The organism is Streptomyces sp. NPDC005533 (assembly GCF_042871845.1).
Classification (GTDB): Bacteria; Actinomycetota; Actinomycetes; order Streptomycetales; family Streptomycetaceae; genus Streptomyces.
Map to the genome: position 1 here is coordinate 28866 of NZ_JBIAJH010000009.1, position 12897 is coordinate 41762.

The following is a 12897-nucleotide window of genomic DNA, read 5'->3' on the forward strand; positions in this document are numbered from 1 at the left end:
GGAGGCGGCGCAACACCGTTGACAACACTGTTGCGCTCCCGTTCACTCCTCCTCAACGAACAAGCCGTGCGGGTCTGCCCGCCGAGCCGGAGGATGCGTCGATGTCCAACAACAGGCAGCGGGCCGACACCGTATTCGTGGGCGGGAAGGTCTTCACCGCGACCGGGCCGGCCCCGATCCACGCCGCGGTCGCCGTCGGGGGCGGACGGATCCTCGCCGTCGCCGACGAGGCCACCGTCCGCTCCCTCGCGGACGCGGACACCGAGGTGGTCGACCTCGCGGGCGGACTGCTCCTGCCGGGGTTCCAGGACGCCCACGTCCACCCCGCCGTGGCCGGGGTCCAGATGCTCGGCTGCGACCTGAGCGACGAACGCTCCATCGACGGCTACCTGGCCGTCGTCGCCGCGTACGCCGAGGAACACCCCGGGGCGACCTGGATCCGCGGCGGCGGCTGGTCCATGGACGTCTTCCCCGGCGGCACGCCGACCCGCGCCATGCTAGACGCGGTGGTCCCGGACCGGCCCGTCCTGCTCACCAACCGGGACGGCCACGGAGCCTGGGTCAACACCCGCGCGCTCGCACTCTCCGGCGTGGACCGCGCCACCCCCGACCCCGTGGACGGCCGGATCGAGCGGGAGACCGACGGCACCCCGGCCGGCACCCTCCAGGAGGGCGCCGTGGACCTGGTGGCCCGCCACGTGCCCATCGCGACGCCGGACGAGGCGCACGCCGGCCTGCTCGCCGCACAGGAGCACCTCTTCTCCCTCGGCGTGACCGGCTGGCAGGACGCCATGATCGGCGCCTTCCCCGGCAACCCCGACAACTACGGCGTCTACCTGCGGGCGGCGCGCGAGGGCTCCCTGCGCGCACGCGTCGTCGGCGCCCTGTGGTGGGACCGCGAACGCGGCCTGGAACAGATACCCGAACTGGAGGAGCGCCGCCGCACCGGACAGGTGGGCCGCTTCCACGCCACCAGCATCAAGATCATGCAGGACGGCATCGCCGAGAACTTCACGGCCGGCCTGCTGGAGCCCTACCTCGACGGCTGCGGCTGCGCCACCGCGAACTCCGGCCTCAGCTTCATCGACCCGGAACTGCTCACCGAGGCGGTGACCCGGCTCGACCACTCGGGCTTCCAGCTCCACTTCCACGCGCTGGGAGACCGAGCCGTACGCGAGGTGCTCGACGCACTCGCCGTGGCCCGGGCGGCCAACGGCGCCAACGACCACCGCCACCACCTCGCCCACCTGCAGCTCGTCCACCCCGACGACATCGGGCGCTTCGCGGACCTCGGAGCGGCCGCGAACATCCAGGCCCTGTGGGCCGCGCACGAACCGCAGATGGACGAGCTGACGATCCCCTTCCTCGGGCCCGAACGCACCGCGCTCCAGTACCCCTTCGGCGACCTGCAGCGGGCCGGGACCCGCCTCGTCGCCGGCAGCGACTGGTCGGTGAGCAGCCCCAACCCGCTGTGGGGCATCCACGTCGCCGTCAACCGCGCGGTACCCGACGAGGCCCCCCACCCGTCCGGGACCTTCGAACCCCTGCCGCCCTTCTTCCCCGAGCAGGCGCTGACCCTCGCCCAGGCCCTGACCGCCTACACCGCGGGCAGCGCCTGGGTGAACCACCTCGACGAGGTCACCGGAACCGTCGAGGTGGGCAAATACGCGGACCTCGTCGTCCTCGACCGCGATCCCTTCGCCCACCCCGACGCGGAGATCGCCGACACCCGGGTGCTCCGGACCTACCTCGACGGCGAACTCGTCTTCGCCGCCACGGACTGAGCACCGACACACCCCTCACGGACTGCCGGCGGACCGGGCAGTCACCGACCGGGCCGCCACCGGCCGAGCAGCACGCACCCCACCACGCTCACCCCTCAGGGAGCCAGACGATGTCATCAGCCACATCGGGATCGCCGCACCACCGAAGCAGCCGGATCCGCCACGCCCTGGCGAGCGCCCTCGCGGCGGGCGCGTTGCTCGTCACCACCGCGTGCAGCGGCGCCACGGGCGGACAGAACGACGGCGCCACCGCCTTCGAGCTCACCGACGCGACGCCGGCCGCCGCCCGCTCCGTCGACTCCTTCACCTGGTCGATCTTCGCCGAGCCGACCACCATCGACTACGCCTACTCCTTCGACTACCCGCCCAACCAGATCCTCGCCAACGTCTGCGAAGGCCTGCTCCGCTGGAACCCCGATCTGACGACCTCGCCGAACCTGGCCTCCTCGTACATCAACCCCACACCCACCACCTGGGTCTACCAGATCCGCCCCGGCGTGCGCTTCCACGACGGGACCACGCTCACCGCCGACGACGTCGTGGCCTCGCTGCGCCGCAACCTCGACCCGGAGACGGCCAGCGTCTGGGCCTCCCCCTTCCGCAACGTGAAGTCGGTCGACCGCACCGGGCCGATGGAGGTCACCGTCACCCTGGCGCAGCCCGACTCCACCTTCAACAAGTACCTCGCCGCCGGCCCGGGCACGGTGGAGTCCGCCGCCACCCTCGCCAGGTCCGGCAAGAACTACGGCAATCCGCAGACCGGGGTGAACTGCACCGGCCCGTTCTCCTTCGACTCCTGGACCTCGGGCCAGTCGCTCACGCTCAAGCGGTTCGACGACTACTGGAACCCCGCCCTCAAGGCCAAGTCCGGACAGGTGAAGTTCGTCTTCCTGGCCGACGCGACCACCCGCGTCAACGCCTTCCAGAGCGGCGAGGTCGACGGCGGCTGGATGGTCCCGCCGAACGCCTACTCCCAACTGCGCGACACCCGGGCCGGAACCCTCTACTTCGGCCGCAACACCACCGTCGCCGACGAGGTGGTCGGCAACCTCAAGGGACCGCTCGGCGACGCCCGGGTGCGCCGGGCCCTGCTGATGGCCATCGACCGCGAGGGCATCGTCAAGGCCGGCGCCGGCGGGGTCGGCGAGGTCGCCGACTCGCTCATCACGGAGAACCTGTGGAACGAGGGGCCCGCCGCGTCCCGCGACGCGATCCTCAAGGAGCTGCCCGAGTACCCGTACGACCCGACCCGGGCCAAGAAACTCGCGGCCGAGGCGGGAGTGAACGGCCAGCAGGTCGTGATCGCGACCAGCCCGCTGGACTCCCAGACGACCATCATCACGCAGGCCGTCGCCCAGGCCGCCACGGCCATCGGACTGAAGCCGCAGATCGACTCCGTCTCCGCCGAGAAGTACACGACGCTCTTCACCGACCCGGCCGCGCGCGAGGGCATCGACCTCTTCCTCACCTTCTGGTACACCTCCATCACCGACCCGCTGGACATGTACGGCTCCCTGCAGACCGGCGCTTTCGGCAACTACGGCAACTGGTCCGACCCCGCCTTCGACAAGGCCGTCGACAAGGCGATCGCGAGCCACGACCCCGTCGAGCACATGGCCGCCAACGCCGAGGCCCAGCGGATCGCGATGCGCGAACTGCCCTGGCTGCCCCTCTACACCCAGCCCGTGAGCGTGTTCCTCGGCAAGCGGATCACCGGCGTCCAGCCGTCCATCGCCTACCTCTACTACCCGTGGGCGGCCGAGATCGGGGCGAAGGGATGACCGCCGCGGTGGCACGGGCCGGACGCGTGCTGCGCAAGCTGGCCGGCATGGCGGCGACCCTGCTCGTCACCTCCTTCCTCGTCTTCTCCTCGCTGTTCCTGGCGCCCGGCGACCCGGCCTCCTTCCTCATCAAGGGGCGCAGCCCCAGCCCGCAGGAACTCGCCGAGATCCGCCGCCAGTACGGCTTCGACGAGCCGTTCCCGGTCCGGTACTGGAACTGGCTGGAGGGCGTCCTGCACGGCGACTTCGGCCGCTCCCACCTCTTCCACCAGGACGTCTCCTCGGTCATCTGGTCGCGGCTGCCCGCGTCCCTGCTGCTGATCGGCGTGGCGGCCCTGATGATCGCGGTCGTGGGCATCGGATCCGGCGTGGTGGGCGCGCTGCGCCGGGGCACGCGGACCGACCGCACCCTGATGCTCCTGGTGACCGTGGGCGCCGCGGCGCCCGCCTTCGTCGCCGCGCTCCTGCTCAGGTCCGTACTGGGCGTGCAACTGGGCTGGTTCCCCACGATCGGGAACGGCGCCGGGGTCCTCGACCGGCTGCACCACGTGGTGCTCCCGGCCGCGGCCCTGTCCGTGACCTTCGTGGCGCTGGTGACCCGCGTGACCCGCTCGGCGATGCTCGACGAACTGCGCCGCGACCACGTCGAAGTGGCCCTCAGCCGGGGGACACCCCGCCGGACCGTCATCCGGCGGCACGTCCTGCGCAACGCCCTGGGACCGATCGTGACCGTCTCCGGGCTGCTGGTCTCGGGGATGCTGGTCAGCACCGCGATCGTGGAGACCGCCTTCGGGATGTCCGGAGTGGGCTCCCTGCTGGTGCAGTCGGTGGACCAGCTGGACTTCCCGGTCGTCCAGGCGATCGTCCTGCTGGTCGTCGCCGCGTTCGTCGTGGTCAACGCCCTCGTCGACCTGGTGCACCCGCTGATCGACCCGCGCACGGCGGCGGCGGGGAGCGCGCGATGACCGTACCCACCGCCAACCCCGGACCGGCCGGACGGACCGCCCGGGCCGCGACGGCCGCACCGGCGGCCGAGGGCCGGCGCGCGCTGACCCGGCTCCGCACCCTCGGCGGCAGCCGGCTCCAGCACAGCTGCCTGCTGCTCCTCGTCGTCTTCGTCCTGGTGGCGCTGCTCGCACCCTGGCTCGCACCCCAGGACCCGACCTTCGGCCGTCTCGGCGACACCCTCCTGGGCCCGGGCGCCGACCACTGGCTGGGCACCGACCAAGGCGGCCACGACACCTTCTCGGCGCTGATCGCCGGTACCCGCACCAGCCTCGCCGGACCCCTCGCCGTGGTGCTCTCCTCCACCCTCCTCGGCACGGCGGTCGGCCTGTCCACCGCCTGGCGCGGCGGCTGGATCGACACCGTGACCGGCCGGGTGCTCGACGTCGTCTTCGCCTTCCCCGCGCTGCTGCTGGCGATCCTCGCGGTGGCCCTCTTCGGCAAGGGGATGACCGCGCCGGTCCTCGCCATGGCGATCGCCTACATGCCGTACACCGCCCGCCTCGTCCGCGGACTCGCCGTCCAGGAGAAGGCCCGCCCCTACATCGCCGCCTATCAAGTGCAGGGCCACTCCGCCCTGTTCGTGACGGTCCGCAGGATGCTGCCCCACATCGCCCCGACCCTGCTCGCCCAGGCGACGGTGAACTTCGGCTACGCCCTGCTCGACCTCGCCGCCCTCTCGTTCCTGGGGCTCGGCGTACAGCCGCCGACCCCCGACTGGGGCGCCATGATCAACCAGGGGCAGGCGGCCGTGCTCCAGGGACAGCCGCTGTCCGCGATCGTGCCGGCGGTGGCGGTCGTCCTGGTGGTCGTCGCCTTCAACGTCGTCGGGGAGAACCTCGGCGACCGGCTCGCGGGGAGGGACTCCTGATGACACTGCTCGCGTACGAGGGCCTCAGCGTCACGCTGCCCGCCATGGCCCGCCCCCTCCTGGACGGCGTCGACCTGCGGGTCGACGCCGGGGAGGTCGTCGCCCTGGTCGGCGAATCCGGCTCGGGGAAGTCCGTCACCGCCCGCGCCGCCCTCGGCCTGTTCCCGGCGGGCGCCGAAGTCGGCGGCCGGGTGCGGGTCGACGGGACCGACCTGGTCGGCGCCGACGCCGCGGCCCTGCGCGCCGTACGGACCGACAAGGCGGCGATGATCTACCAGGACCCGCGGGCCGCCATCAACCCGGTACGCCGCGTCGGGGACTTCCTCACGGAGCCGCTGCGCCTGGTCCACGGCTGGTCCAAGGCCCGGGCCGACGCCCGGGCCGCCGAACTGCTCGACGCGGTGGGCCTGCCCGACCCCGCCCGGCACCTGAACCAGTACCCGCACGAGCTCTCCGGCGGAATGCTCCAGCGCGTCGTGATCGCCGCCGCCCTCACCGCCCAACCGCGACTGCTTCTCTGCGACGAGCCGACCACCGCCCTCGACGTCAGCACCCAGGCCGAGATCCTCGCCATCCTGGGACGCCTCCAGCGCGAACGCGGCCTCGGCCTCCTCCTGATCACCCACGACATCGAGCTCGCGGCCGCGGTCAGCGACCGGATCTACGTGATGTACGCGGGCCGCATCGTGGAGACCGCGCCCGTCGGGGACCTCTTCACCTCGCCCCGCCACCCGTACACCGCCGGCCTGCTCGGTTCCTCACCCCCGCTCGACGGCCCGCTCGGCCGGCTCACTCCCATCCCGGGCGCCCCGATGGGCCTGCTGGAATCCGCTCCCGGCTGCGCCTTCGCCCCCCGGTGCCGCTTCGCCGAGCCCGGCCGCTGCGACCAGTCCGCGCCCCTGCCGCACCGGCACGGCGCGGCCGAGGTCGCCTGCCACCGCACGGCCGAACTGGCCGCGGCCCTGCCGGCTCCTTCCCCCGCATCCCGCACGGAGGACAGTTGACCACCGACCCCACCGCCCCCCTCCTCCAGGTGAGCGGCCTGCGCAAGACCTACCGGACCGGCGGCGCCGAGGTCGTCGCGGTCGACGACCTGTCGTTCACCCTCCGGGCGGGCGGGGCCCTCGGCATCGTCGGGGAGTCCGGTTCCGGGAAGACCACCACGGCCCGGATGCTCGTCGGCCTCGAACGCCCCGACGCGGGCCGCATCCTGGTCCGGGGCGAGCAGCCGGCCGCCTCCGTACGGGGCAGACCGGCGCGGCTGGCCCGGGCCAAGGCCGTACAGATCGTCTTCCAGGACCCCTACCTCTCGCTGGACGCCCGGATCGGCATCGGCGCGACGATCGACGACGTGCTCCGCCTGCACGGAACCCGTGACCGCGCGGCCCGGGCGGCCCGGGTCCGAGAACTGCTGGCCCAGGTCGGCCTCGGCGACCGCGAGGCGGCCGCCCTGCCCCGCCGCCTCTCGGGCGGGCAACGCCAACGCGCGGCGATCGCCCGCGCGCTGGCGGTGGAACCCGCCGTCCTGGTGCTCGACGAGGCCGTGTCGGCCCTGGACGTCTCCGTGCAGGCACAGGTGCTCAACCTGCTGTCGGACATCCGGCGCGACACCGGCATCGGGCTGGTCTTCGTCAGCCACGACCTGGCCGTCGTCCGATACGTCTGCGACGAGGCCCTCGTCATGTACCGGGGTCGGACCATGGAACACCGCCCCGTCCCCGAGCTCCTGACCTCGCCCCGGAACCCCTACACCAAGCTGCTGCTGGCCTCCGTGCCCCGGCCGGGCTGGGACCCCGACTCGATCAGCCGGCGTCGGCGCCGGCTCGACCCGTTCACGAACGGAGGCCACCCGCCGGCCGCGGCGAGGTAACCGAACCGTTCGGTAGGGGCGGCCGCGGAATCCGTACGGGGGATTTCCGGTGCCGGTCGCCGCCGGACGCCGGGTTGTGCCCCACCATCGGCGGATCGACCCCGGCCCGGGAGGACCCCATGAGCACCCCGTACGCGTCCGCAGCTCCGTACTACGCCCGCTACCGGCCTCCGTACCCGGCGGAGTTCTACGAGCTGCTCGCGGACCGGTTCGCGCTCGACGGGTCGCAGACCGTACTGGACCTCGGCGCCGGGCCCGGCCCGATCACCCTGGCCCTGGCTCCGCTGGCCGATCAGGTCTACGCCGTCGACCCGGATCCGGCGATGCTCGCCGAGGGATCGCGGCTCGCCGAGGAGCGGGGCCTCGCGAACACTTCCTGGCTGGTGGGTGACGCCGCCGGCATCGGGCGGCTCTGCCTGCCCCGGATCGACCTGTGCGTCATCGGCAGGGCCTTCCACCTGATGGACCGGGACCGGGTGCCGGCCGATCTGGACGCCGTGCTCGCGCCCCGGGGCGGCATCGTCCTCGTCGACTCCGTGCCCGGGCCCGGTGTGCCGCGCCCGCCCTGGGCGGCGGTCGTCGAGGAGGTGTGCGCGCGGTTCCTCGGACCCGGCTTCGGCGGGGTGGACGAGTGGGACGACGTGCACCGGTCCGGCGAGCCGGAGGACGCCGAGGACCATCTCGCCAAGTCGCCGTTCTCCCGCGTCGAGACCGTCTCGTGGGACCGGCCCCTGCGTCACACCACGGACGAGGTGGTCGGTCTGCGGTTCTCCTGCCCCTCCTCCTGCCCGGCCGTGTTCGGCGACCGCAGGGCCGCCTTCGAGTCCGAGCTGCGGCAGGCCCTGCTGGACCACGACCCCGGCGGCGTCCACAGCCGGACCGTCCGCTTCCGGGCCGTCATCGCGACGAGGCGCCGGCCGTGAAGCCGGGGCCGGCCCACGGGCAGGGCCGGGCTCACGGGGAGGTCTCGGCAGCGGACGAGCGGTGGGCGAACCGGTCGGCCGCGCGCCGGCCGCGGCGTTCGAGGGGCAGCGCCCCGGTGGCCGCGGCCAGTCCGAAGGGCGGCATGTCGAAGTAGATCGCCTCGTACGACCCCTCCGGCACGATGTAGGACTCGTGCCACAGGCCCACGTGCCCGTGCAGCTTGGACTCGTGTTCCTTGCGGTTGATGAGCGACCACGCCTTGTGGTGGAGCATGTCCGGGGCCGGGCGTACGCGTAGAGCTTCTCCTTGGACTCCCAGTACTGGACCACGTAGTACGTGCGCGGCGAAGCGGTCAGCAGGACGTGCCCGAGCAGGCCCCGGCTCTTGTCCCGGGCCAGTTCGCGTAGCATGCGGGGCATCGCCAGCAGCACGGGCAGCCAGTGGTGAACGGCCCGGAAGCGGTTGATGCGCATCCCGATGAGCAGGACGACGACGTCCCCCTCGGCGGCTGCGGTGGTACGGCCCGGTAAGGGTTTCGCGAACACGTCGGCCTCCCGATCGCCTTATTGGATAGCGTTGCTGTCCAACCGTCAGATGGTTGGATAGTGACACTGCCCAAGGGAAGGTTCAAGAGTGCGGCTCGCGGAGTTGAGTGAGCGGAGCGGTGTGGCCATCGCGACGATCAAGTACTACCTGCGCGAAGGGCTGTTGCCGCCGGGCCGCCGCGTCAGCGCGACGACCTCCGACTACGACGAGGACCACCTGCGGCGGTTGCGGCTGGTCCGCGCGATGATCCAGGTCGGCAAGGTCCCGGTGGCGACGGTCAGGGAGGTCCTGCGGCACGTGGACGACGATTCGCTGGGCCGCACGATCCGGCTCGGCGCGGCCCTCTGGGCACTGCCGCAGGAAGACGGACCGGACGCGGGCGCGCAGGACGACGCGGACGAGGCCGTGGTCGCCGCCCGCGCCGAGGTGGACCGGCTGCTCGACATGCTGGGCTGGACGACCGCCCGGGAGCTGGGCGAACTCTCGCCCGTCCACCGCTCGCTGGTGGTGGCGGTGGCCACGCTCAACCGGCTCGGCTACCCGTGGGACGCCGAGCTGATGGCCCCGTACGGCCGGCTGATGCACCAGGCGGCCGTGCGCGACCTGGACTTCGTGGAGACCCATCCCTCCGAGACGGAGAAGGCGGAGACCGCCGTCGCGGCCACCATCCTCTTCCAGCCGGTGCTCCGGGCACTGCACCGCCTCGCCCAGGAGGAGGAGTCGGCCCGCCGCTACGGACTGTCGTGAACCGCGGCGCACCGGGCCTGAACCCTGTCCGGGCGATCATGAGCGGAGGCAGACCTTGCGGGTGTGCTCACCGGAGAATCACCGGCGCGGGCATGACCGCGGTCTTCTTGCTCTTGCGGTCGGTGAACTGCACGCTGCCGTCGGCCTGCTGCTCCACCTTCAGGCCCTTGGCCACCAGGGGAAGGGTGTAGGCGTAGTTCTCGCCGGCCGGGCGCTGCTTCAGCTCGACGAACTGCTCGAAGCCGCCGCGCGTTGCCTCGATGACGACGTCACCGCCGGGGACGGCGTTGGTGTACTCGGCGCGCGCCCCGTCCAGCTTCGGGGACGGCAGGGCACCCTTCCACTTGAGGGTGATCTGCTGCTCGCCCTCGCCCAGCGTGACGAGGTCGGTGCTGGTCTAGTTGACCGAGGGTGCGGCCTGCGGCGCGGCCTTGGCCATCCGCGGGAGGCTGCCGGCGGCCAGCTTCAGGCCCTGCGGGTGGGCCTTGGACACCACGGACCCGTCCGGGGCGTGGCCCAGGGTCACGTCGACGGCGCGCCAGGCGTGTGCCTGCTGGTCGTAGAAGCGGATCGGCCCGGCGGCCACTTCGGTCGTGAGCGTGCCGTTCGGGTTCACCCACGTGGTGGAGGTCTCGGAGCGTTCCGAGACCGCCTCGACGCGGTGGCCCGCCGTCCGCGCGGCCGCCCGGGCGCGCGCGAGGTTGAGTTCTTCGGTCACGGCGCCGGACTTGGCCGCGGCGGCCGGAGCCGCAGCGGCGTCGGCCGGGTGCGAGCTCTGGAGCAGGGTCGCGGACACGATGAGTGCCGCTCCGCCCGCTATCCAGTGGGTGGTCCCCCAGGGCCCTCTTCCACGGCGTCTTGCCGCGGAGAAGCGAGTAGCCATACGTCCTCGGTCTTTCTGCGCGTATCGATGATCTCGATACAGAGAGCTGCAACGTGGCCTCCTGACCAGGCAGTTCGACCTTCGAAACGGACAAGAGGGATACAAATCGCACCCCAGTGAGGCAATTCACGTCATGGCTGGATTCCGCTGTTCATCGAGGATCCGGAGTGAGCACGGACAGGCCGCGCAGCATCAGGTTGTTGATCACGCGCAGGTTGTGGCGACCGCAGGACATAGGTGAACAGCCCCAGATCGGCTGCTTCACCCGGCCGGGTGGGTTGAGTCATCTACGACCGCGTCCTGGCCGAACGGACCTGACGGGCGGTCCGTCGCGGTCGCCCACCACCGGGACGTGGCGGCAGCCGACGGCTCCCACATCCGCGCGTTGAAGAGGGATCCAAGACAGGACGAAGCCCCGTCGACCGGGGCGGATCGGGCAGCAAGCATCACCTGATCACCGACGCCACCGGGATCCCGCTGGCCGCCACCCTGACCGGTGGCAACTGCCATGCTGTCACCACCACGACAAGTGCCGCCGCCCCCGTACGGGCTCCAGCCGGAGCGGCTGCGGAGCCGGTTGCAGATGGGCCGAGAGCTCCGGCAGGGCCGACGGGGACGGCAACGGCCGCATCGTCGTCACCGGCCGCGAGGAACACGCTGAACAGGCACGCCGCCGCCCGAAAAGATTGCAAACATACACGCCGGGAAGCTCATCATGCGATCCTTCTTACCCCCACAAGGTCCATGCTGAGCGTGTCAGTTCAACCCCACCCCGGACATCAAGTTACGCTCCGTTACCCCTGATATCGGCGAACGCAAAGGGGAACCGGATGGAAGACACGGTCGGCGGCCTGGCAAGGCCACAGAAGCCGCCACGAAGGGGAGCGGCGGCGTGGCAGCGGTGCTCGAGTCTGGCCGTGATCCTCGCCGCCTGCGCGGCGATGCTCGGCGTCATGACACCGACGGCCAGCGCCGCGCCCAACGTGAAGGTGACGGTCACGGTCGACCGCATCAAGGTGCTGCGCAGCTCCGAGGAAGGAGCGTGCGGCTCGATCGACTGGTACGCCAAGGTCTTCATCAACGGCGTGGCCTTCAACAACGAGGACTCCCCGAGCCAGGACGAGCTGGAGGGGCAGGGGGACATCAGCCCCGGCTGGGAGTTCTCCACTGAAGTCGATGTCGCCACCCTCGATCAGAGCAGCGGCGTCGCGAAGTTCCCCGTGACCATCGAGGTCTGGGACGAGGACGGCGGTTTCTGCCTCGGCGACGACCAGTACGACGCGTCGCAAGCGGTCGGGAGGGGCATCAACTTCCAGGTGGCCGGCTCCCCTTGCCGGGTGTTCCGCGGCTCGTCCACCGGCACCCCGTGCGGGTCCGGGTACATCGACTCCGGCACCGCGGAGGACGCGGCCGAGGTGACGTACTCGGTGGCCGTGGACGACCCCGCCAGCGCCCCGGGCCTGCGCATCAGGTGCACGTCCGACCCCGTCGCACCCACCATCGGCACCCCCGTAACGGTCACGGCCACCGCGCTCGACGGCGCCATGATGCCCACCATCGTCGCCGATGAGCTGCAGATCGTGGCCGCACGGAACAGGTCGACCGACTCCGTCAGGTATCCGCTCGCCGACCACAAAGTCTCCGGGGTGAACAGTACGTCCGTCACGTTCACCCCCACCGAGGGCGGGGACCTCGTCTACGGCTGCCGCCTGCGCGAGGGGACCACGGGCCTCTTCACCGGCTGGCGCCGCGTGGACACCAACCCCGGCACCTCGGCGGAGCCACGGCCGATCTCCTATACCGGCCCCCGCGCCAGCAGGATCGACATCGTGTTCGTCGCGGACCGCGACACGTACACGAGCTCCCGCGACCCGCGGTTCCTGGACGATGTCCGCCGGGTCGTCGAGACCTCCTACTACGGGTTCAACGACTTCCTGGCCAACCAGGACAAGTTCAACTTCTGGATCGCGCGTGCGCAGGGACGGGCCGACGACGCCAACGACGGCGACTGCGACCACGACCTGCCCGCCGGCTGGGACGACACCTTTGCCTTCGCTGACGCCGGCGCCATCCTGCACCGCAAGAACCAACGCGACTGCGCTCTCCGGGGCGACCGCATCTTCTCCGGTGTGGTCGACACGGCGGTGCGGTCGGATGCCTTGCAGGTGATCACCCACGAGTCCGGACACCAGCCCTTCGGGCTCGCCGACGAGTACCCCCCGGACGGCGGCTACTTCCAGCAGGACGTCGCGCCCAACGTCTACGAGGACATGGCCGGCTGCATCGCCGACGCACCCGCCCTGGGCCGTGAGGCAACCGCCTGCCGCAGGTGGGAGCGGCCCACCGACTGGTGGCCCGACCCGGACTGGTTCAGTTCCGAACCCGCCCCCAACGACGTGATGTACAACAACACCGGTCCGGCGAACGCCGCCGACATCAGGAGATACGTCCTGATCTTCGGCGACTGCGCGTCGGCGAAATGCTGA

General features: G+C 71.6%; 10 protein-coding genes and 2 pseudogenes. 10 read left to right on the top strand and 2 right to left on the bottom strand.

Features of this window, described 5'->3' with window-relative positions; translation table 11 throughout:
• The first annotated feature begins 101 nt into the window (after window positions 1-101).
• The 7 genes from ACFYP3_RS11390 (at window position 102) to ACFYP3_RS11420 (ending at window position 8234) form a co-directional block, all read left to right on the top strand.
• Complete coding sequence (locus ACFYP3_RS11390) at window positions 102-1784, top strand: amidohydrolase (protein WP_388830304.1); 1683 nt, start codon at window positions 102-104, stop codon at window positions 1782-1784.
• A gap of 110 nt (window positions 1785-1894) precedes the next feature.
• Window positions 1895-3565 carry an ABC transporter substrate-binding protein gene (locus ACFYP3_RS11395; protein WP_388830307.1) on the top strand — a complete coding sequence of 557 codons (1671 nt, stop codon included), beginning with the start codon at window positions 1895-1897 and terminating at the stop codon, window positions 3563-3565.
• A complete protein-coding gene (locus ACFYP3_RS11400) occupies window positions 3562-4530 on the top strand; it encodes an ABC transporter permease (protein WP_388830310.1) in 969 nt (322 codons plus the stop codon). Before ACFYP3_RS11395 ends, ACFYP3_RS11400 begins: the two co-directional genes overlap by 4 nt.
• Window positions 4527-5441, top strand: coding sequence for an ABC transporter permease (locus ACFYP3_RS11405; protein WP_388830313.1), 915 nt, complete (start codon window positions 4527-4529; stop codon window positions 5439-5441). Before ACFYP3_RS11400 ends, ACFYP3_RS11405 begins: the two co-directional genes overlap by 4 nt.
• A complete protein-coding gene (locus ACFYP3_RS11410; protein WP_388830316.1) occupies window positions 5441-6445 on the top strand; it encodes an ABC transporter ATP-binding protein in 1005 nt (334 codons plus the stop codon). The genes ACFYP3_RS11405 and ACFYP3_RS11410 overlap by 1 nt, the downstream gene beginning before the upstream one ends.
• Window positions 6442-7311, top strand: a complete 870-nt coding sequence (locus tag ACFYP3_RS11415; RefSeq protein WP_388830319.1) for an ATP-binding cassette domain-containing protein — start codon at window positions 6442-6444, stop codon at window positions 7309-7311. Before ACFYP3_RS11410 ends, ACFYP3_RS11415 begins: the two co-directional genes overlap by 4 nt.
• A 119-nt stretch (window positions 7312-7430) precedes the next feature.
• Complete coding sequence (locus ACFYP3_RS11420; RefSeq protein ID WP_388830322.1) at window positions 7431-8234, top strand: class I SAM-dependent methyltransferase; 804 nt, start codon at window positions 7431-7433, stop codon at window positions 8232-8234.
• A gap of 31 nt (window positions 8235-8265) precedes the next feature.
• On the opposite strand, the pseudogene ACFYP3_RS11425 reads toward ACFYP3_RS11420, so the two are convergent.
• Window positions 8266-8780: pseudogene (locus ACFYP3_RS11425) on the bottom strand (DUF4188 domain-containing protein).
• A gap of 88 nt (window positions 8781-8868) precedes the next feature.
• Here ACFYP3_RS11425 and ACFYP3_RS11430 point away from each other — a divergent pair.
• A complete protein-coding gene (locus ACFYP3_RS11430) occupies window positions 8869-9528 on the top strand; it encodes a MerR family transcriptional regulator (protein WP_388830325.1) in 660 nt (219 codons plus the stop codon).
• Window positions 9529-9925: 397 nt separating this feature from the next.
• Here ACFYP3_RS11430 and ACFYP3_RS11435 read toward each other — a convergent pair whose 3' ends face one another.
• Window positions 9926-10324: a hypothetical protein gene (locus ACFYP3_RS11435; protein ID WP_388830328.1), complete on the bottom strand. Its 399-nt coding sequence runs from the start codon at window positions 10322-10324 to the stop codon at window positions 9926-9928.
• 436 nt (window positions 10325-10760) lie between these two features.
• Here ACFYP3_RS11435 and ACFYP3_RS11440 point away from each other — a divergent pair.
• Together ACFYP3_RS11440 and ACFYP3_RS11445 are read left to right on the top strand one after the other, a co-directional pair.
• Window positions 10761-10972 (top strand): annotated as a pseudogene (locus ACFYP3_RS11440) (IS5/IS1182 family transposase); the annotation flags it as partial.
• Between the two features lie 392 nt (window positions 10973-11364).
• A complete protein-coding gene (locus tag ACFYP3_RS11445) occupies window positions 11365-12897 on the top strand; it encodes a hypothetical protein (RefSeq protein ID WP_388830331.1) in 1533 nt (510 codons plus the stop codon).